The organism is Fluviicoccus sp. (genome assembly GCF_030646115.1).
Classification (GTDB): domain Bacteria; phylum Pseudomonadota; class Gammaproteobacteria; order Pseudomonadales; family Moraxellaceae; genus Fluviicoccus.
Genome location: NZ_JAUSMX010000002.1, coordinates 143,595 through 163,360, shown reverse-complemented (window position 1 = coordinate 163,360; position 19,766 = coordinate 143,595). Strand labels below are relative to the sequence as shown.

The window sequence follows — 19,766 nt, the reverse complement described above, 5'->3', positions numbered from 1 at the left end:
ATGCAGGACAAGGATGTCCGACTTATCACGCCGTGCCGGACCTGGGAAAAATCAGGACGTTGTCCGATTCATGGCTCGGCAAACCAAGGAACGCCTTCAGCTCGCCCTTTTTCATCATGGCATCGTCATAACCCAGTTGGATCAATTCCTGACAATACGACGACTCGAACAACAAGTAACTGAGTACACCCGACCCGCTGCGTTTGGTGGCCCCCGATCCGCTGACAAAGGTGCGGATGCTTTTCGGCAAATACCGGGCATGTCGCATGGCAATGCGGTCCAGCGTCTTGCCCGCCGGTGAAATCACCAGCACATCCACATGTTTCAGCGTCACATGCCGGGCGCGTATCTCCTCCGGAATATGACTGATGGTCCGATTGATGCGCATCAGCCGCTCAATATCGCTTTCAAGACTGTCAATGAACGAGCTGTTGAGAATGTTGGCCACGACTTGCGCAATACTGGGATAAATCGTGGTTTTTTCGCGTTGCTTCCTTTCACCATCACTGCTGACACCGACGACCAGCACTTTCTCAGCCCCCAAATGCAGGGCCGGGCTGATGGGCGCCAGTTGCCGTAATGCACCGTCACCAAAAAACTCCCGATTCAGGTGAATGGCGGGAAAGAGCAGTGGTATCGCTGAGGAAGCCAGCAAATGATCAATGCTGATTTGGGTTTTGATGCCGATCCGGCGTGCTCGGTTCCAGCCGTCCAGGTGTTGTATCCCCTGGAAAAAACTGACGGATTCGCCGCTGGTATAACCGGACGCCGTGATACAGATCGCTTTCAGAAATCCGGACTCAATGACATCACCAATGCGTGACAGCGGCAATTGGCTGGACAGCAAGTCACGCAAGGGACTGTTGTCCAGCAAGGAAACCGGGCGGTCATTCCGCATGCGGCCAAATGCCATCGTCCACATGAAGCGCAAGGCGCATCTCAAAACGCCAGGCCAGTCAGTACGATAGACCTGATGTGTCCTGAAATTGGCCCAGACTGATTCCAGATGCGCCACAGCATCCTGCAGGCAGTCGGCATGACACGCCAGGCTGACGGCATTCAGCCCGCCTGCAGAAGTTCCGCAAATCACCGGAAACGGGTTGAAGCAAACCGGCGGCAGCAATTCACTGACTGCCTTGAGCACGCCGACCTGATAAGCGGCCCTGGCTCCACCGCCTGAAAGCACCAGACCGATCGTAGGGGTATGGCTGGAAGTCATTATTACTCCTGAAACTGAGCCCGCATGAACCTGAGTGTAGCGGATGGTCCGGATTTCGCTATTCCGGGCATTTTGGAGCGTTGTGGACGCCGAAGACAAATAAGTGCATGCTGCATACGGTCGGGGATTGTCCAAACAGTGTAAAAACCGTGAGGAGGAGCACGATTTTGTGCATGTGAGACTGTTGCGCTCCGCCAATTCTGTCTAGAATCAAAGATGGACTGCGCCAACGCATCAAGCGGTCCGTTATGAATAAAAACTAGAATGGCGATGTGATTCCATACTGTACAAGTGAGAGGGAGTGGGCAGAATGGCAGTACTGACAGCGAGTTCGGCTGACGGCAAAGAACTGATCATAAAAATCAAGGGCCGCTTTGACTTTAGTACCCACCAGGAATTCCGGGGAGCCTATGAACAGGCCCCGAATGACATGGTTACCTTTGTGGTAGACCTGAAAGACACCACCTATCTGGACAGTTCGGCGCTGGGAATGTTGCTGCTGTTGCGTGATCATGCCGGTGGCGACAGTTCCAACGTCCGCATTATCAATTGTAATGCCGATGTCAAAAAGATACTGGCCATCTCCAATTTCGAACAATTGTTCACCATCCTGTAGCAGGAATCGCCGCCTTGCGTTTGCTCATTGCCGAAGATAATCCGAGCGACCGCCTCATACTTGCCAACCTGATCAAGCGCCTGGGACATGAAGTAACCCTGGCGGTGGATGGCGAAGAGGCTGTCCGGCTCTATGAAGAACAGCGTCCCGACATACTGCTGCTTGATGTCATGATGCCCAACCTGAACGGCATCGAAGCCGCCCGGCAAATTCGCCGGATTGCCGGTGAAGATCTGGTTCCCATCATCTTCCTGACATCACTGAACGAAGCCAGTGACCTCGCGGAATGCCTGGAGGCGGGCGGGGATGATTTCCTGAGTAAGCCGTATAACCCGGTGGTGATCAAGGCCAAGATCCATGCCTTTTCCCGCATGCGCCGCTTGCACACGGAAATCCAGCGTCAGCGCGAACATCTGGTGCAGGAGCAAATCGCCGCCAAGAGCATCTTCGACAAGATTGCTCATTACGGCGTGCTCAACTCGCCCAACATCCGTTATCTGATATCCCCCAAAGCCATTTTTAACGGCGATGTGGTGCTGGCCGCCCGCCAGCCCAACGGGGACTTGCTGGTGCTGCTGGGTGACTTCACCGGCCACGGCCTGCCTGCCGCCATTGGCGCCTTGCCGCTGGCTGAAGTTTTCCACGGCATGGTGTCCAAGGGGTTTGCCCTGGAAGATGTGCTGCGCGAGGTCAATGGCAAGCTGAAGAGCATTCTGCCCATCGGCGTTTTCTGCTGCGCAACGGCAGTTCAACTCAGCTTCCGCAACCGCAGCATTGAGGTCTGGGCCGGCGGCCTGCCCGAAGGCGTCATTTTCAATGAACGCACCGGGCTTTTGAAGCAGATAGCCTCCAAGCATTTGCCGCTGGGCATTCTGGGCGCCTCGCAATTCCGTTACGAACCCAACATCTATGAGATGGACCCGGATGATGTGATCTATCTCTGGTCCGACGGTCTGATTGAAACTCAGGGCCGTGATGGCGACATGTTCGGCCTTGACCGCCTGATCGAGATTTTCAAGGAAGCCGAGCCGGAAGGCAGCGTATTTGACCGTATCCTCAAAGGGGTACGTGAATTTGAAGTTGAAAGTGAAGAGCAGAACGACGATCACACCCTGATTGAAGTCCGGATGCAGGAAGCCCCGACGCTGTCCCTGGAGCAACCGTTGTCCATCAAACCGCGCATGGTGCATCGCGGATTGGCAGACTGGTCATTCAACTGTGAATTCGGAACCGACTCGTTGCGCCTGTTTGACCCGGTGCCGTTATTGACCCATTTCCTGATTCAGGTTCCGGGCCTCAAGCCGTACACCAACACTCTGAACACCATTCTTGCAGAGTTGTATTCCAATGCGCTTGAGCACGGCATTCTGGGTCTGGATTCTGCCTTGAAAAGCAATGCCGACGGTTTCGCAACCTATTATGCCTTGCGTCATGACCGGTTGAACGAACTGGAGGCTGGCTCCATCCGTTTTGACATGAATCATGCCCCCAATGAAAAGGGCGGGGTGCTGATTCTGGAAGTCAGGGATACTGGCCCCGGCTTCATGGGTGGACATGGAGCTTCAGCCGATGGCGGCATTACTCACTATTATGGTCGCGGCATCCGCCTGATTGAGTCACTTTGCCGAAAAATGGAGTTTCTGGAGCCCGGTAACTGCGTGCGGGTCGAATTTGAGTGGAACTGGCTGTAATTACTAACAGGGGAATAGGCCGTGCATCTCGACGCATTGCAACTCAATGAGTTGAAAGAAGTCCTGGAAGGGGAGTTCAAGGTTTTGGTGGAAACATACCTTCAGGATGCCCGGCTGCGGCTGCAGCTGATTCGTCAGGCCTTTCAGGCTAATGACAATAACGGAGGCCGTCAGGCTGCACACAGCCTGAAGGGAGCCAGCGCCAATCTTGGAGCCAATGACTTGACGGCGCTTTGTGAGAAGCTGGAACTTGCCGCCAAAGCCGGCGGTCTGGCGGACTGTGAAGCGCTTATTGAAGCCGTGGAGGCCGAGTTCAGCATCGTGGATCGCGAACTTCGCAAGCTGGTGGATTGACTGGCGTCGAAATAATCATAAAAAACCCCGGCACAGCCGGGGTTTTTTATGGAGTGCAACAACACACTTGTCTTCGCATCACAAACAGCTCTAAAGAATGGGCGTGTTCTTCAGTTTCTGGGCTGCCTGATCCAGAGCCTTGATAACACGCTCCTTGTCATAATTACGAATCTTGTTGATATCCATGTGCATGGCGAATCCATTCAGCTCATGCTCTACCCACATGGACGTCTCCTGAGTTTCTGATGTGAAATCGACAACTTCCCAAACCTGGACCGGCTTGGCAATGCCACGAAGGGTAACAGCACCTTTTTCCTTGCAGAGGATACGGTCACGCACCAGCATGTAAGTCTCGTGCGAAATCAGGATTTCATCGGGTGAGGCTACGCTTTGCAGGCGGGCTGCCAGATTGGCGTCCCGGCCGATAATGGTGTAGCTCATGCGGCTTTCCGAGCCGAAGTTGCCGACGTGGCAATAACCGGTGGTAATGCCCATGCGAATGTGCAACGGGCGCTCGATACCCATGCTTTGCCATTTCTGGCGCAAAATCTGCATTTCCCGACGCATATCCACCGCCATGGAGACACAGGCGGTAGCATCTTCCTTGGCTCCCCGTGACGTGGGGTCGCCGTAGAAAATCAGGATGGCATCACCAATGAACTTGTCGATGGTGCCGCCGTAGCGCAAGGCAATCTTCGACATATGTTCAAAGTATGTATTCAGCATCTCGGTCAGGGCATCCGGAGGCATTTCATCCGAAGTTTCGGTGAAGTCCTTGATGTCTGAGAAGAATATGGTCAGCTTTTTACGCTGCGTTTGCAGGCGGGCATCACGCTTGCCGGTAAAAATGGATTCCCACACCTGCGGGGGCAGGTACTTGATCAACTTGCGCGAGGTCTGGAAGTGTTCTTCCTGCTGCTGGAGAATTTGGTTTTTAGCCACCAGCAGGGCGCGGGACTGTTCGCGGGAATGAAAGGACGAGAACCCGAAATACAAAGCGGCGCCAATCAGCGATACCAGAGTCATGGATGTCGGTATCGCGGTGACATGATGGTCCAGCCCCAGAACCAAGCCGCCAAACAGGGCGCCGAGCAGGCAGAAAAAACCGGTAAAAATCCACAGGAACAAGCTGCCGAAAGAAAGCACGGTCGCATTGAGCATGGCAATGAAAACCAGCATCGGCACCAAGGCATATTGCAAGGCCGCAATGCCAAAACCCGTGATCAACCCATCCAGCAGCAGTGTAACCGCCAGGGCCTGTGTCGGCACTGACTTCAGCAACCTTCGGTGCATCCAGGTCTGGAAATAAGGCACCACCAGCGCCAGAGGGATAAAGGCAATAAAGCGGGTGGAGTAGACACCACCGAAGATACCGGCGGCAAAAATGCTGGCAGCCACAATAAACGCCAGCATCCGGGTGTGTTTGGCCCCAATCTCCAACAGTTGATGCAGCGGTTGTGTGGGTTCAGCCATACCTGAGACTCTGATTATTAAAATAGTGTGAGCTGGAAAACCTGTCCGGCAAGCCCCTGCCGATCAAGACCTGATCTTGCTCTATTTCCAACAGTCCATGTCAAAATCCATTCAAAGATAAACACCCTACCTCAAGAGGTCAAGTTATTGATTTTGATTTAAACGCAGGCCTTACCCAAGTGCAACAGAAACACCCGGAAATAGATTCCTTGCAATTTTTCCTTGCCAAGCAAGCGGGCGCTTGGTAATAATTGCGCGACTTGCAATACGCTCGTCCAAAAACTTGGGCGAGCCTGTCCCAACCCACCCCCCGCGAGGTACAACGGATGACAACAGAAGCTTATATATATGACGGCGTGCGCACGCCGCGTGGCAAGGGCAAGAAAGACGGCTCCCTGCATACGGTAAAACCGGTTGATCTGGTGGTGGGCCTGATGCACGCGCTGGAAGAACGCAACGGCGCGGAAATCAAGAATTACATCGACGACGTGGTGCTGGGTTGTGTGACTCCGGTCGGCGACCAGGGCGCAGACGTTGCCAAGACCGCCGCGCTGAAAGCCGGCTGGAACGACACCACTGCCGGTGTGCAGTTGAACCGATTCTGCGCCTCCGGTCTGGAAGCGGTCAACCTGGGTGCGATGAAGATCCGCTCCGGTTTTGAAGACCTGGTAGTTGTGGGCGGTGTTGAGTCCATGTCCCGCCTGCCGATGGGTTCCGATGGCGGAGCCTGGGCGATGGACCCGGAGACTAACCTCGAAACCGGTTTTGTGCCCCAAGGCATTGGCGCCGACCTGATCGCCACCATTGAAGGCTTCAGCCGCACCGACATCGACAACTTCGCCCTGCAGTCACAGAAGCGCGCCGCTCATGCCCGCGCCGAAGGCCTGTTCAAGAAGTCGATTGTACCGGTCAAGGACATCAACGGCCTGACCATCCTGGCTGAAGACGAATTCATCAAGGCCAATTCCACGCTGGAAGGCCTCGCCGGTCTGAATCCCTCATTCGCCATGATGGGCGAGATGGGCGGCTTCAACGCCGTGGCCCTGCAAAAGTACAACTGGATCGAGAAGATCGAGCACGTCCACACCCCCGGCAACTCCTCCGGTATCGTTGACGGCGCAGCATTGATGCTGATCGGCAACGAAGCCACTGGCAAGAAGTTGGGCCTGAAGCCCCGCGCCAAGATCATCGCCACCGCCGTGTCCGGCGCTGACCCGACCATCATGCTGACCGGTCCGGCTCCCGCCGCCCGCAAGGCGCTGGCCAAAGCCGGTCTGGAAGCCAAGGACATCGACCTGTGGGAAATCAATGAAGCCTTCGCCTCGGTGGCCATGCGCTTCATGAAGGACATGGGCATCAAAGACGACATCGTCAACGTCAACGGCGGCTCCATCGCCATGGGTCACCCGCTGGGCGCCACCGGCTGCATGATTGTGCAGATCGCGCTGGACGAGCTGGAGCGTCGCGGCCTGAAGCGCGCGCTGTGCACCCTGTGCGTGGGCGGTGGCATGGGTATCGCCACCATCATCGAACGCGTTTGAGCCCCGGCCTAAAGTATTCAGAGAGATAACACCATGACCCAGACAGCTATCCGTTGGGAAAAAGACGCGGACAATATCGTCACCCTGACCCTGGACGACCCGACTTCGTCCGCCAACACCATGAACGAGCTGTACACCCGCTCCATGGCTGACACTGTGGCCCGCCTGCAAGCCGAAAAGGCCGACATCAAGGGCGTGATCGTCACTTCCGCCAAGAAGACCTTCTTTGCCGGCGGCGACCTAAAGACGCTGATCCAGGCCGGTCCGGAACATGCCGCCGAGTTTGAAGCCGGTGTCACCGAGATCAAGCGACAATTGCGCGTGCTGGAAACCCTGGGCAAGCCCGTTGTGGCCGCCCTCAATGGCACCGCCCTCGGTGGCGGTCTTGAAATCGCGCTGGCTTGCCATCGCCGTATCGCCCTGAACAACCCCAAGGCCGAGTTCGGCCTGCCCGAAGTCAGCCTGGGCCTGTTGCCCGGTGGCGGCGGCGTCACCCGGATCGTGCGCATGCTGGGCATCCAGAACGGTCTGATGAACGTGCTGATGCAAGGCCAGCGCATGAAGCCCGCCAAGGCGCTGTCCACCGGCATCATCGACGAAATCGCCGAGACTCCGGAAGACATGCTGGCCAAGGCCCGCGCCTGGATCCTCGCCAACCCGGCCGCCCAGCAAGCCTGGGATGCCAAGGGATACAAGATGCCCGGCGGTACACCCAGCACCCCGGCGCTGGCGATGAACCTGCCCGCATTCCCCTCCAATCTGCGCAAGCAGCTGAAGGGCGCCCAGGACAACTATCCCGCGCCGAAGGCGATCATGTGCGCCGCCGTGGAAGGCGCCCAAGTCGATTTCGACAGCGCGCTGAAGATCGAAGGCCGTTACTTCACCAAGCTGGCTGTCGGCAAGCACTCGAAGAACATGATCAAGGCCTTCTTCTTTGATCTGCAGAAGATCAACGGCGGCGGCTCGCGCCCTTCCAAGACAACCTACCCCGAGTGGAAGAGCAAGAAGGTCGGTATCCTCGGTGCTGGCATGATGGGTCAGGGCATTGCCTATGTGTCCGCGATGTCCGGCATTGAAGTGGTGCTGATTGATGCCGCCCAGGATGCTGCCGACCGTGGCAAGGCCTACACCCAGAAGCTGTTGGAAAAGCGTGTTTCCAAGGGTCAAATGACCAAGGAAGCCGCCGCCGAGAAGCTGGCGCTGATTACCGCCACCACCGATTACAGCCTGCTGGCCGGTGCGGATCTGGTGATTGAAGCCGTGTTCGAAGACCGCAAGATCAAGGCCGATGTCACCAAGCGCGCCGAAGCCGCCTGCGGCGCGGAACTGGTGATGGCCTCCAACACCTCGACGCTGCCGATCACCGGTCTGGCCGAAGCCTCGCGCAACGCCAAAAACTACATCGGCCTGCATTTCTTCTCGCCCGTCGACAAGATGCCGCTGGTGGAAATCATCATGGGCAAGGAAACCGGCGACGAAGCGCTGGCCAAAGCCTTTGACTATGTCCTCCAGATCAAGAAGACCCCGATTGTCGTCAACGACAGCCGTGGTTTCTTCACCAGCCGCGTGTTCGGCACCTTCTGCATGGAAGGCGTGAACATGCTGGCCGAAGGCTGGAGCCCGGTCTCCATCGAGCAAGCCGCTGCGCAAGCCGGTATGCCGATTGGCCCGCTGGCCGTGCTGGACGAAGTGAACCTGGAGCTGACCCGCAAAGTCCGTGTGCAGACCGAGAAGGATCTGGCCGCCGAAGGCCTGCCGCCTTTGCCGGTTGACGCTGCGGTCCCAGTCATCGACAAGATGCTCAACGAGTTCAAGCGTCCGGGCAAGAAGGACGGCGCGGGCTTCTACGAGTATCCGGCTGATGGCAAGAAGTTCATCTGGCCGGAACTTGCCAAGCACTTCATGAAGGCCGACAAGGCACAGCCATCCGTGGCCGAGTTTGAAGAGTTGAAGGAACGCCTGCTGTATCGCCAGTCGATTGAAGCGGTGCGTTGCTTCGAAGAAGGTGTGCTGCGCTCGGTGGCTGACGCCAACATCGGCTCCATCTTCGGCATCGGCATGGCGCCTTGGACCGGCGGTCAGTTGCAGTATGTCAACTTCATTGGCGTGAAGGAGTTTGTCAGTCGCGCCGATGAACTGGCAGCCAAGCATGGCGAGCGTTTCACGCCGCCGAAACTGCTGCGTGATATGGCCGAGAAGGGCGAAACCTTCCAGTAAGGTTTTGACTTCAAGGTTGTAAACAAAAAACCCGTATCGGCAACGATGCGGGTTTTTTGTTGTAGTATTTCCCGAACTCAGGGAGAAACAGATATGGCTACCAATACCGTTCGCATTCACCGCGTGCTGCGGGCACCCCCGGAAAGGGTCTATCGTGCATTCCTCACCGCTGACGCCATGGTCAAGTGGCTTCCGCCCAATGGTTTTACCGGCGTTATGCATCATATGGAGCCACGGGTTGGCGGCACATTCCGGATGTCCTTCACCAACTTTTCCAACCAGCACAGCCATACTTTTGGTGGTGAATACCTGGAGTTGATCCCCAATGAACTGATCCGCTATACCGACAAGTTCGACGATCCCAACCTGCCGGGAGTCATCCAGGTAACGGTGTCCCTGAAGGCGGTGGCTTGCGGAACCGAGATGCAGGTGGTTCAGGAAGGTATTCCGGACGTCATCCCCGTCGAGATGTGTTATCTCGGATGGCAGGAATCGCTGGTGCTGCTGGCCAAACTGATTGAAGCAGAAGTCACGGAATAAGGGGAAACCTGGATATGCTGACTGGCGGCTGCCTTTGCAACGGAATCCGTTATGAATATGACGGCCGGATTGAAGAAATCTCGATGTGTCACTGCTCCATGTGCCGTAAAGCCCAAGGATCGGCTTATGTTGCCGTCAGTCCTGTCCATGCCGGACAGTTTCGCATCACGCAGGGCAGGGAGCTGCTGAAGGAGTATCGGGCGGTTCCCCACAAAGCCCGCGTCTTTTGCAGTCATTGCGGCAGTCCGCTCTACAGCGCCCGCGACGACTTGCCCGGCGTGATCCGTCTGCGGCTAGGCACCATTGAGACGCCTTTTCGCTGTGAAAATGCCTATCATATCTACATCGACTCCAAGGCCGACTGGGAAACCGTGACCGACGGTCTGCCGCGCTACAGCGCCATGAAACCTCAATAAAACCCAGTCAGGGACGAATCCGCATGCGTGAACTCGACGAACTCAACCGCCTGTCCGAAAGCAGCGGGCACCTGCCACGCGGCGTCGGCATGGTGTCCGGCATCATCGCTCTCGGGCTGGCCATCCTGTCCTTCCTGGGCGTGCTGGCTTTCCATTTCCCCGCCTACCTGACCACCCCGGAATTACGAAAGGTCTATAACGTTGAACTGTTGCGGCAGGTACTGTTCTGGAGCCTGATGAGCGGCGGAGCGATTTCGCTGTTCAACATTGTTCTGGACCGGACGAGATGGTTGTCAGGCTCAGCATTTTTCCTGATTATCCTGGCGGCCATGATGGGCGGCCACCGGGTTCCTGTCGGGGATTTTGCCGACAACACGCCCTATATCGGTCTCGACTGGCTGATCCTGGACCTGCTGAAGTCGACCCTGGTTTTTATCCTGATTGAAAAAATGTTCCCGCACCGCAAGCAGGCCGTATTCCGGCCGGAATGGCAAACCGACCTGCAGCACTTCATGGTCAATCATCTGGGTGTAGGGCTGGTGTTGCTGGTGACTAACCATGCGCTGCAGGGGATGCTGGGCTGGGCGGTCAAGGACGGCATTCAGGGCTGGGTGCAGGCGCTGCCGTTCTGGCCGGCGTTGTTCCTGATCATCCTTGCCGCCGACTTGGTGCAATACTGGACACACCGCGCCTACCACGAAGTACCGCTGCTGTGGCGACTGCATGCCGTGCATCACAGTGTCAAAAGCATGGACTGGCTGGCAGGCTCGCGACAGCACATTCTGGAGTTGCTGATCACCCGTGTGTTGGTGCTGGCGCCGGTCTTCGTGCTGGGCTTCTCCAAAGACGTGATTGATGCCTACATCATTGTCGTGGGCTTCCAGGCGGTGTTCAACCATGCCAACGTCAAGGTCAGCCTCGGCCCGCTGAAATATGTCATCGTGACCCCCAATTTTCACCACTGGCACCATTCGCAGGATCCCGAAGCGCTGGACCGCAATTACGCCGCCCATTTTGCCTTTCTCGACCATCTGTTCGGGACGGCGGTGAAAACCGAGCGCAAATGGCCTTCGGATTACGGCGTACTGGGCGACTATGTGCCGGACGGCTTCTGGAAACAACTGCGCTTTCCTTTTGTCTGGAATCCGGATGCCCCCCAACCTCAGGAAAAGCCTTCGGACAAACCCGAGGCCTGAAGGGGAGCCTCCAGTGCGGCGATAAAATCAACATCGCCGCATAATCCGGACGCTCGTCCAATCCTTATTGACAGTTTGTAAGTTAGCGGTGAAACTGACCGGGAAAACGAGAATATTATTTCCTGTTGATGGAGTAACCGCATGTCCTCACGCATTCCCACCGAGTTCCAGTACTTCGAAAACGTCCAAAAACCGCTGAATGTCTGGCGCATGCGCTTGGCACGTGTCCTGTTCAGGCAAGACCCGAAATTACCCGATGAAGTCATTCGCACCTGGGCGCAGTCCTACTACGACGCCGATCCGGTGGCGGAGCGTTTTGTGGAAGAGGTTTACCTCAAGCAAGGTCAAGCCGCTGGTCGCGCCATGGTTGAGAAGGCGTTGGCGGAGGGCGTGCATGCCGTTCCTGATGCGCCTGAGAGCCTGAAACAGCTGTTTGCCGAATTTGAACAGGCTCCGGCCTGGCTGGACTGGAGGCGGGTGGAGCAGGGCGCGCGCGTATTCCGGCATTATGGACCGCAACTCTACAATTTCCTGGGCTCCATCACGCTGGATGCCTATCAGGAAAACTCCGTCACCAAGCCGCTGATTTTTACCGGTGCTTATGCCGGTGAATCCGCCAATCGCCGCTTTCTGGAAACCGCCTCGTTCTGGCGCGATGTCTCATCCCCGGAGGCCATGAAAAGCGGCGGCATCGGCGTGAAAACGGCCGTGAAGGTGCGTCTGATGCATGTGTTTGTGCGCAAGGGCTTGCTGCGTCACCCGCAATGGGATCTGGAAGCGTGGGGCATGCCCATCAGTCAAGGGGATGCCTTGCTGACCCTGATTGCCGGCAGCATTGCCCCCGGCATTGGCCTGAAGGTGATGGGCTATCGCGCCAGCCGTGAGGAAATCGAGTCGATGATGCACTTCTGGCGCTATGTGGGCCATGTCATGGGGGTGCAGCCGCGCTGGTATCCGTCCACGGTGGAAGAGGGCTTGAGCCTGTTGTTTGCTTCTTTCATCAAGGGGCCGAAAAAGGCTGGTGAAGATGGCCGCAGCCTGGCGCATTCCTATGTACAGTCATTTGCCCCTGGCGATGCCGATACCGGTTTCACCTTCCTGCGCAAATCTATGGATTATTGGCTGAGTCTGGGCATGACCTGGTTCTTCCTGCCCGGTGATACCTATCGCAACCACGGCCTGCCCAAACCCGGCGTATGGGGACTGGCTCCGGTGCTGCAATTTCCCATGGTGTACGGGCTGGAAACCATTCGCAAACACAGCCGCTGGGCGGATGACTGGCGGGACAAGATGGCGCAACGTGCGTCGGCGCGCTGGTTGAACCAGCATCTGGGGGTACAGGGGGCGGAGTACAAGGCGGTGGAGCAGTTCACACGCTAGACATGGGTATGTTGCGGGGACACGTCATGCATCCCCGCAACAAAGCTTACATTTTGCCGAAGGGATTACTGTCCGGCTGCAACCCCAGCTTAGCCGGTTCGCTGAGCCCGCGTTCCACGGCCATGGTATTCACCCGGTCGCGGATGCCGCGCTTGATGGCGGTGTAGGTGGGGCGATCCTTGGTGGCCAACTGTGCGGCACGCTCCAACGCCAACAGCGGCAGATCTTCTGCGGTCACAGCTGCATCCACTACACCACGCGCCGCGCACAATTCCCCGCCCCAGGCATCCGCCGTCACCGACAGTTCAAACATGGCCTGGGCGTTGGGCAACAGCCGCACCACTTCCATCATCACCGGGGTGAAGGGCAGGCGGATTTTCACTTCGGTATAGCAGAAGCGACCGCGATCGGAACGCATCAGCCGGAAATCACAAGCGGCCGCCAGAATGGCTCCGCCTGCGTAGCAGTTGCCATTGATTTCGGCAATGGTGGGCAGGTTCAGGGTGGCTACCCGCAGGAACAATTCATCAAAACGATGCAGGAAACGATCCACCTCGGCACGCGGCTGGGTCACGATCCAGCCCAGATTGATGCCGGTGCTGAAGGTTTTCGGCGAAGCACTGCCAATCACCAGTGCGGCATTGCCGGCGGTCTGGCTGACCAGATCCAGGGCGGCGTTCCAGTCATCCAGCACGGCATGCGAGAAGGTGTTGTCATTGGCGGTATCCGTCATGGTGATGCGGAAGACATCACCTTCACGGGTCAGCGTCAGGGAATCGCGGGAAAGCAGCATGATTTATCCTTTGAACAGTTGAGTAAAATATCCGCCGCCCAGCACCGAGATGCCGCCATCCAGCGCCAGGATCTGCCCGGTCATGTAGGAGGCGGCGGGGGTGGCCATAAACAGCGCCAGATCGGCCATTTCGTCCACCGTGGTCCAGCGGGCTACCGGCAGACCGGCAATGGAGCGCTTCGCCAGCTCTTCACCCATGATGGTGCCGCCTTTGGTATCGGCCACAAAACCGGGTGAAATGGCATTGACGGTGACGCCCTGCGGCCCCCATTCGGCGGCCAGCGCCCGCACCAGTTGTTCAATCCCGGCCTTGGCAGCGCAGGCGTGCGATTGCATCAGCATTGGATATTGCCCTTGCGGAGCGGAAATGGCAATCAGCCGCGCACCGGGCGTGCGCAGGTGGCGATGCGCCGCCCGCCAGCAATTGAAGGTGCCCAGCAGGTCAATACTGATGACGGCGGCAAAGGCGTTGGCGCTCATGGTTGCAGCCGGGGCGGTGAAGTTGCCGGCAGCCCCGGCGACCACCAGGTCCACCGGACCGAATCGTTCCGCGGCTGCCGTAATCTGCTTGTCCAGATCCTCGAAGTTACGCACATCCGCCGGACAAGCCATCACCTGGCCGCCGTTCAGTGCGCCAATCTCGGCGCAAGCCTGCTCCAGACGCTCCGGATTGCGGGCAATAATGGCGATGTTGGCGCCATGTTCCGCAAAACGTTTGGCAATACCCAGATTAATGCCGGAACTGCCGCCGGTAATGACAGCCGTTTGGCCTTTCAACAAACCCGGAACAAAAATGCTCATACCCTAATCCCCATCAAAGTTGTCAGACAGTCGGACTGTATAAGCAATTTTGCTTGGTTGCCAAGTCAGTATCTTCAGATTTTCAGGTTACGAAAATCCGGGATCACGGTGCCACGTTCCCACCACGACTGGAACAAATCACGGTAGCGGCGGCCGTGCGCCGCGTCTTTCGGCGTCAAGCCGCCTTGCCACGGGCTGCGGTCGGTACAGCGCAGCACCGCCCAGTGGTCGGCCAGCATCCAAGACACTTCCGGATCAAAATCGTCGGCGCTGAGCTGACGGATTTCAATACGGCTGGAAAGCCGGTGAATCATGCTGATCAGCTTGTGGCCCTCACGCACAGCATCATCCGGATTTCCCACCAGGATGCGGGTTACGGTATGGCGGCTGGTGCGCACAAAGGCGGAGAGGGCGGATAAGAACTCCTCATTGTTGAAGCGGGGTGACTCCAGATCCGGCGTCACCAACAGCACTTCACGTTGAGCCTGACCCAGCAATTGCACCGCCGCCAGTCGCAAATGGTCCAGCGTCGGCAAGGGAATCAGCACGTCATCCCGACCCAGTTCAAACTCCGGCAAGGTGACCGGCTCTTTGGGCGCCGACGGCTCGTCACCGTCCCAACCGGGCTGGGGGGCTTTGACGACCTCCAGATGTTCGGGCAAGCCTTCCGTGGTAAACGGGATCGGGGCGTCCAGATCAACCGTTTCCGGTGCGTTATTGTTGTCATTCGGCATCGTCTTCTTCTCCCATAATCAGCCAGAAACCCTGTGCAATCTGTTGACAGAGCCATTCCAGATTATCAGCATCCGCCAGCCAATCCTGCAAGTCTTCCCAGCCCAGTTGCCGATGGTCGGCCAGCTTGGCGACGAAGCGGCTGTCCGGCAGGTCGGTCACCGCCTCACCGTTGATGAACAACTGGTCGGCGTGGCCCTCTTCACCCAGATAAATGATGCGCGAAGCCGGATCACGGCACAGTAGTGCCCCGGACTGTAGTGTGTGCAGCAAGTCTTCGGGAGAAATATCATCACCCACCGGCTCGTAGTCGGAATACTTGGGCTCACTCAGGAAGGGGGCCAGCACCGCGTCCAGGCGGCTGTGGTCACGCAGCAGGTCCAGCACCTGCGCTTTCAGCGACTGCAAATGCACCGGATTCAGCCAGCCGGGGTGCGCCTGTGGCGTCAATCCGGGATCGGCGTAAAGCTTGTCCGTACCCGCCGACTCCAGAGCGGCATCCACCAGTTGTTCCAGCACATGGCTGAGAATCGGGGCGCGGAAACCGAAGGAGAAGGTCAGGCAGTCATTTTGCGCCACGCCGAAGTGGGCCAGGCCTGGGGGCACATACAACAGATCACCGGGATTGACGACTTCATCAAAGGTAACCGGCATGTCCTTGAGGATGCGCAGCGGCGTGTCCGCCAGACACGGGGAGTGGCTGTCGCACTTTTCGCCCAGTTGCCAGCGCCGCTGACCTTGCCCCTGCACCAGGAACACATCGTATTGGTCATAATGCGGCCCCACCGAACCGCCCACCGGCGCGGAGGAAATCATGATGTCGTCGGTACGCCAGCCGGGAACGAACGAAAACGCTTCCCAGTAAGCCGCCAGTTCGGGCAAATAGTGATCCACGGCCTGCACCAGCAAGGTCCAATGCGTTTTCGGCAGTTGTTTGTATTGCTTGGGGGTGAAAGGGCCCTTGCGCAATTCCCAGGGTTTCTTGCCGTCTTTTTCCAGCACGATCCGGGCTTCGATGCCGTCTTCCTGGGCCAGTTCGAAGAGGTCATCACGTCCCACTAGTTCCGGCAGATCGGGGAAGGCGTTGCGCACCAGCAAGGGTTTCTTTTGCCAATAGTCGCGGAGGAACTCGTCAGCCGTGAGGCCGCCCAGGTGCGGCAGGGGAATCGGGGAGGTATGGGTCATGGCGTCCGTTTCGTCCAGTCGGGAGGAGTAAACGCTGATTATAACGCGGCAGGGGGGAGAATTGCCTGTAGGAAGGTCTGTAGGTCGGGCTTCAGCCCGACACCGCCCTTCGATCGGAGAGTGTTGTCGGGCTGAAGCCCGACCTACAATTGTTAAATATGCCAGTCCGGATGAACCATCTTCAGAATACTGCGGAAGCACTCATCAAAACGCTCCGTTTCCATAACCGCAATTTGTCCCGGCAATCTGCGCTGCAACTGTCCGTAAAGGCGCAACAGATACTCATCCAGATCCGGCTGCGGTGGAATCATTTCGGCTTCACGAACTTGAGCCTTCAACTCAAGCAGTTCATCCACCTGTTCCCGGATATCTCCACCCGGCAGAAACTCATCCAGCAGCGCCCTAAAATCCATGGGCGGTTGTGTGCCATGGCGGATGACCCACTGGCAGGCCAGCAGGTCGCGGAACATTGACACATAGCGCATCAAGCGCAGGTCACGGTCTTCCGCCAGCTTGGTGATGTAGTCCTTGGCCAGTGACAGATAATGAATACCGGCAACAGAGGGTAGCAGGGTATCGTCAAACAATTCCCGCAACGGCTGCATCCCGGCCTCATGCTGACGGTACACCATTACCGACGACAGCCACTCCCGCAGGACGGGATGCGACTTGCGAAGCATCCCCAGGGCCTTCTTGATGTCCCAACCGAGAAAATCGAATGGCCCGTCACCGGACAACTCAATCACATCCCGTTTGTCGAACACGCGCAGATAATGGGCGGGCTCATGGACATAAATGAAACGCACCACATAGCGGCTGTCCGACGACGGAATCCCCCAGGCGCGATTGCCCGCTTCGCTGGCCCACAAAATGGTGATGCCGTGTTCGCGGGCAATGCCATCAAGGTGTTCCTGAAGGATGACGTCCATCAAACAGCCTTGGCTTGCGCTGCGGCATTGCCGATGTAGGTCGCCGGGGTCATGGCGCGCAGTTCGGCGCGGGCCGATTCCGGCAGCACCGCCATTTCAGCACTCTCCAGGAAAGCCTGAATGTCGGTGGCGGTAATGACCTTGCCGCGCGTGAACACCTTCAGCTTTTCATACGGTTCGGCAATGCCATAACGACGCATCACGGTCTGGATCGGTTCAGCCAGCACCTCCCAGGCGTTGTTCAGGTCATCACCCAGACGGCCTTCGTTGACTTCCAGCTTGCCAATGCCCTTCAGCGCCGCTTCATAGGCAATCAGGCTGTGCGCCAGGCCCACGCCCAGATTACGCAACACGGTGGAGTCGGTCAGGTCACGCTGCCAGCGCGAAATCGGCAGCTTTTCACCCAAATGGGCGAGGATGGCGTTGGCCAGACCGAGGTTGCCTTCGGAGTTTTCAAAGTCGATGGGGTTGACCTTGTGCGGCATGGTCGAGGAGCCGACTTCGCCTTCCTTCAAACGCTGCTTGAAGAAGCCGAGGGAGATGTAGCCCCAGACATCGCGGTTAAAGTCGATGAGGATGGTGTTGAAGCGGCGGATCACATCGAACAGCTCGGCGATGTAGTCGTGCGGTTCGATCTGGGTGGTGTAAGGGTTGAAGTCGAGGCCCAGCGATTCCACAAAAGCTTTGGCGTTGGCGGCCCAGTCGATGTCCGGATAGGCGGACAGGTGGGCGTTGTAGTTGCCAACGGCGCCGTTGATCTTGCCGAGGATTTCCACGCCTTGCAGTTGCTTGACCTGACGGCCCAGGCGGTAGGCGACGTTGGCCATTTCCTTGCCCAGCGTGGTGGGGGATGCGGTTTGGCCATGGGTGCGCGACAGCATGGGAAGGTCGGCATAGCGGTGCGCCAGCCCACGGATGGCTTCGTGCAGCGCCTTCATCTGTTCCAGCATGGTGTCGCGACCGGCCTTCAGCATGAGGCCGTGGCTCAGGTTGTTGATGTCTTCGGAGGTACAGGCGAAGTGGATGAACTCGGTGACGGCGGCCAGTTCGGGTATGGCGGCAACTTTGTCCTTGAGGAAGTATTCCACGGCCTTGACGTCGTGGTTGGTGATGCGTTCTTTGGTCTTGATCCATTCGGCGTCGGTTTCGCTGAAGTTGGCGACCAGGGTGTCGAGGAAGGCGTTGGCTTCGGGGGTGAAGGCGGGCACTTCGGCGACGGCGGGATGACGGCTCAGCTGTTGCAGCCAGCGCACCTCCACGGTGACTCGGGCGCGGATCAGGCCGAATTCGCTGAACCAGGGGCGCAGGCTGTCGGCTTTGCCGGCGTATCGGCCGTCAACGGGGGATAGGGCGGTGAGGTTGCTCAGCATGGGCTGCTCCGGGGGGTTGTTTCACGAGAAGGGCGAATGATAATGGAAGTGGGGCGGGGATGCATCCTTGGCGGGTGTTTGGGGGGGGTGATGGGGTGGGTTTTTGGTTGACAGGGGGTGGGTGGGGTGATAGTTTTTGGGGCGATCTATCCATTGGGTTTAGGTCGCCGAAATCCGGGAAATGTGTTGATTAGGAAGGGGTTTTTCGGGGTGGTGGTGGCAGGTACTTTTGATTTAGGGCGACAAGTATCGCCAAAGTGAAGTTCACAATATATAGGGAATACATGAATAAATTAGTCGTGCTTTTCATCGTATTGGTATTTTCTGGATGTGCCTCTAATAGCCACAAAGCCGAATTGTATAGGCAAAAAGATGCTGAAGAAAAGGCCCATGCGGAAAAGTTAAATGAGAGATTTGAGACTATCAAAAAAAAGATGCTTGCCACCAGTTACAGCCCTGATCTGTTAATCAGAGTTAAAAGTATGCTTCATCTAATGTCTGCATTTCAAGAAGGACGAGTCACAGAAAAATCGATGAAAGGATTTTCATACTTTCTTGAAGACCCTGTGGGCAGGGATAGCGGCACAATTCTAAGCACATCTTTTCAATGCCTCCAAGTGATACCAATTGATGGCATTAAAGATGAAAATGGAAAAGAAATCCAGGTTTATAAAGCACTCTACTCCAATCCATTTATTCCGATTACAGCGAGTGTGTATTGGCACAATACAAGGCCGCTAGTAGGGCAAAAGCTGAATACCGATTTTCTAATGTTCCTAGGTGTTGGAGAGTATGAGAATAAAAGTGGCGATAAAAGGTCGGAGGTTCAATTTATACTGCCATCATGGGCTTATTGAAGGGTGCTAGGGTTGATGGATATTTTCTCTGTGGATGGTGATGGATTAGAAGATGATGGTACGCTCTATTCTTTGTCATCGGAATTTTTAGAAGCTGCAATAACCCTTTCAAACACATTCCCAACAAAAACAAATTATTCAATGGTCATATATTACCTTCTTGGGCACGCTGCTGAATTGATGCTAAAAGCTTATTTGTATAAAAAAGGGAGAAGCATTGGTGAGCTTAAGGGGGTAGGACATAACTTAGAAGCTCTGCTCGAGTTCTCGAAAAGTACCGGTCAACAATTACCATTTAAAACTAATTGTATTGAAGCCTTGGCTCTGAATTATAAGACAAAAAAACTTGAATATAGGGCTAAAACGAGACTTCAACTACCAAATAGAGAAGACCTTATTAATGAATGCAGGCAATTACAATCCGCTGTTTTTGAAAACATATTTGAATTATATTGA

Annotated in this window: 19 protein-coding genes; 11 read left to right on the top strand and 8 right to left on the bottom strand. The window is 56.6% G+C overall.

The window, feature by feature from the left end; translation table 11 throughout:
* Positions 1–25: 25 nt before the first annotated feature.
* Positions 26–1,219, bottom strand: coding sequence for a patatin-like phospholipase family protein (locus Q7T36_RS00810; protein WP_304842985.1), 1,194 nt, complete (start codon positions 1,217–1,219; stop codon positions 26–28).
* 310 nt (positions 1,220–1,529) lie between these two features.
* Here Q7T36_RS00810 and Q7T36_RS00805 point away from each other — a divergent pair, with 310 nt between their 5' ends.
* Genes Q7T36_RS00805 through Q7T36_RS00795 form a run of 3 tightly spaced genes read left to right on the top strand, consistent with a single transcriptional unit; the run spans position 1,530 to position 3,880 of the window.
* Positions 1,530–1,835 (top strand): STAS domain-containing protein, encoded by a 306-nt coding sequence (locus tag Q7T36_RS00805; RefSeq protein ID WP_304842983.1) that lies wholly within the window; start codon positions 1,530–1,532, stop codon positions 1,833–1,835.
* Between the two features lie 14 nt (positions 1,836–1,849).
* On the top strand, positions 1,850–3,526 hold the full coding sequence (locus Q7T36_RS00800; RefSeq protein ID WP_304842981.1) for a SpoIIE family protein phosphatase: 1,677 nt from the start codon (positions 1,850–1,852) through the stop codon (positions 3,524–3,526).
* Positions 3,527–3,547: 21 nt separating this feature from the next.
* A complete protein-coding gene (locus tag Q7T36_RS00795) occupies positions 3,548–3,880 on the top strand; it encodes an Hpt domain-containing protein (protein ID WP_304842979.1) in 333 nt (110 codons plus the stop codon).
* A gap of 90 nt (positions 3,881–3,970) precedes the next feature.
* Here the strand turns inward: Q7T36_RS00795 and Q7T36_RS00790 are convergent, their stop codons facing one another.
* On the bottom strand, positions 3,971–5,353 hold the full coding sequence (locus Q7T36_RS00790; RefSeq protein WP_304842977.1) for an adenylate/guanylate cyclase domain-containing protein: 1,383 nt from the start codon (positions 5,351–5,353) through the stop codon (positions 3,971–3,973).
* Positions 5,354–5,679: 326 nt separating this feature from the next.
* Here Q7T36_RS00790 and Q7T36_RS00785 point away from each other — a divergent pair, with 326 nt between their 5' ends.
* The 6 genes from Q7T36_RS00785 (at position 5,680) to Q7T36_RS00760 (ending at position 12,643) form a co-directional block, all read left to right on the top strand.
* Positions 5,680–6,894 carry an acetyl-CoA C-acetyltransferase gene (locus Q7T36_RS00785; RefSeq protein WP_304842975.1) on the top strand — a complete coding sequence of 405 codons (1,215 nt, stop codon included), beginning with the start codon at positions 5,680–5,682 and terminating at the stop codon, positions 6,892–6,894.
* A gap of 33 nt (positions 6,895–6,927) precedes the next feature.
* Positions 6,928–9,111, top strand: a complete 2,184-nt coding sequence (locus tag Q7T36_RS00780) for a 3-hydroxyacyl-CoA dehydrogenase NAD-binding domain-containing protein (RefSeq protein ID WP_304842973.1) — start codon at positions 6,928–6,930, stop codon at positions 9,109–9,111.
* A 93-nt stretch (positions 9,112–9,204) separates the two neighbouring features.
* Complete coding sequence (locus Q7T36_RS00775; RefSeq protein ID WP_304842971.1) at positions 9,205–9,651, top strand: SRPBCC family protein; 447 nt, start codon at positions 9,205–9,207, stop codon at positions 9,649–9,651.
* A 14-nt stretch (positions 9,652–9,665) separates the two neighbouring features.
* Positions 9,666–10,067, top strand: a complete 402-nt coding sequence (locus Q7T36_RS00770) for a GFA family protein (RefSeq protein ID WP_370690011.1) — start codon at positions 9,666–9,668, stop codon at positions 10,065–10,067.
* A 23-nt stretch (positions 10,068–10,090) separates the two neighbouring features.
* On the top strand, positions 10,091–11,263 hold the full coding sequence (locus Q7T36_RS00765) for a sterol desaturase family protein (RefSeq protein WP_304842969.1): 1,173 nt from the start codon (positions 10,091–10,093) through the stop codon (positions 11,261–11,263).
* Positions 11,264–11,404: 141 nt separating this feature from the next.
* Positions 11,405–12,643: an oxygenase MpaB family protein gene (locus Q7T36_RS00760; RefSeq protein ID WP_304842967.1), complete on the top strand. Its 1,239-nt coding sequence runs from the start codon at positions 11,405–11,407 to the stop codon at positions 12,641–12,643.
* Positions 12,644–12,689: 46 nt separating this feature from the next.
* Here Q7T36_RS00760 and Q7T36_RS00755 read toward each other — a convergent pair whose 3' ends face one another.
* The 6 genes from Q7T36_RS00755 to purB form a co-directional block, all read right to left on the bottom strand.
* Positions 12,690–13,436 (bottom strand): enoyl-CoA hydratase/isomerase family protein, encoded by a 747-nt coding sequence (locus Q7T36_RS00755; RefSeq protein WP_304842965.1) that lies wholly within the window; start codon positions 13,434–13,436, stop codon positions 12,690–12,692.
* Between the two features lie 3 nt (positions 13,437–13,439).
* Positions 13,440–14,237: an SDR family oxidoreductase gene (locus Q7T36_RS00750; protein ID WP_304842963.1), complete on the bottom strand. Its 798-nt coding sequence runs from the start codon at positions 14,235–14,237 to the stop codon at positions 13,440–13,442.
* Between the two features lie 74 nt (positions 14,238–14,311).
* Positions 14,312–14,971, bottom strand: a complete 660-nt coding sequence (locus Q7T36_RS00745) for a hypothetical protein (protein WP_304842960.1) — start codon at positions 14,969–14,971, stop codon at positions 14,312–14,314.
* Positions 14,961–16,154 carry a cupin domain-containing protein gene (locus tag Q7T36_RS00740; RefSeq protein WP_304842958.1) on the bottom strand — a complete coding sequence of 398 codons (1,194 nt, stop codon included), beginning with the start codon at positions 16,152–16,154 and terminating at the stop codon, positions 14,961–14,963. The genes Q7T36_RS00745 and Q7T36_RS00740 overlap by 11 nt, the downstream gene beginning before the upstream one ends.
* Positions 16,155–16,306: 152 nt before the next feature.
* Positions 16,307–17,083 carry a nucleotidyltransferase domain-containing protein gene (locus Q7T36_RS00735; protein ID WP_304842956.1) on the bottom strand — a complete coding sequence of 259 codons (777 nt, stop codon included), beginning with the start codon at positions 17,081–17,083 and terminating at the stop codon, positions 16,307–16,309.
* On the bottom strand, positions 17,083–18,450 hold the full coding sequence (purB, locus tag Q7T36_RS00730; protein WP_304843579.1) for an adenylosuccinate lyase: 1,368 nt from the start codon (positions 18,448–18,450) through the stop codon (positions 17,083–17,085). Before purB ends, Q7T36_RS00735 begins: the two co-directional genes overlap by 1 nt.
* A 287-nt stretch (positions 18,451–18,737) precedes the next feature.
* On the opposite strand from purB, the gene Q7T36_RS00725 reads away from it, so the two are divergent.
* Positions 18,738–19,310: a hypothetical protein gene (locus Q7T36_RS00725; protein ID WP_304842954.1), complete on the top strand. Its 573-nt coding sequence runs from the start codon at positions 18,738–18,740 to the stop codon at positions 19,308–19,310.
* Between the two features lie 15 nt (positions 19,311–19,325).
* Positions 19,326–19,766, top strand: a complete 441-nt coding sequence (locus tag Q7T36_RS00720) for a hypothetical protein (protein ID WP_304842952.1) — start codon at positions 19,326–19,328, stop codon at positions 19,764–19,766.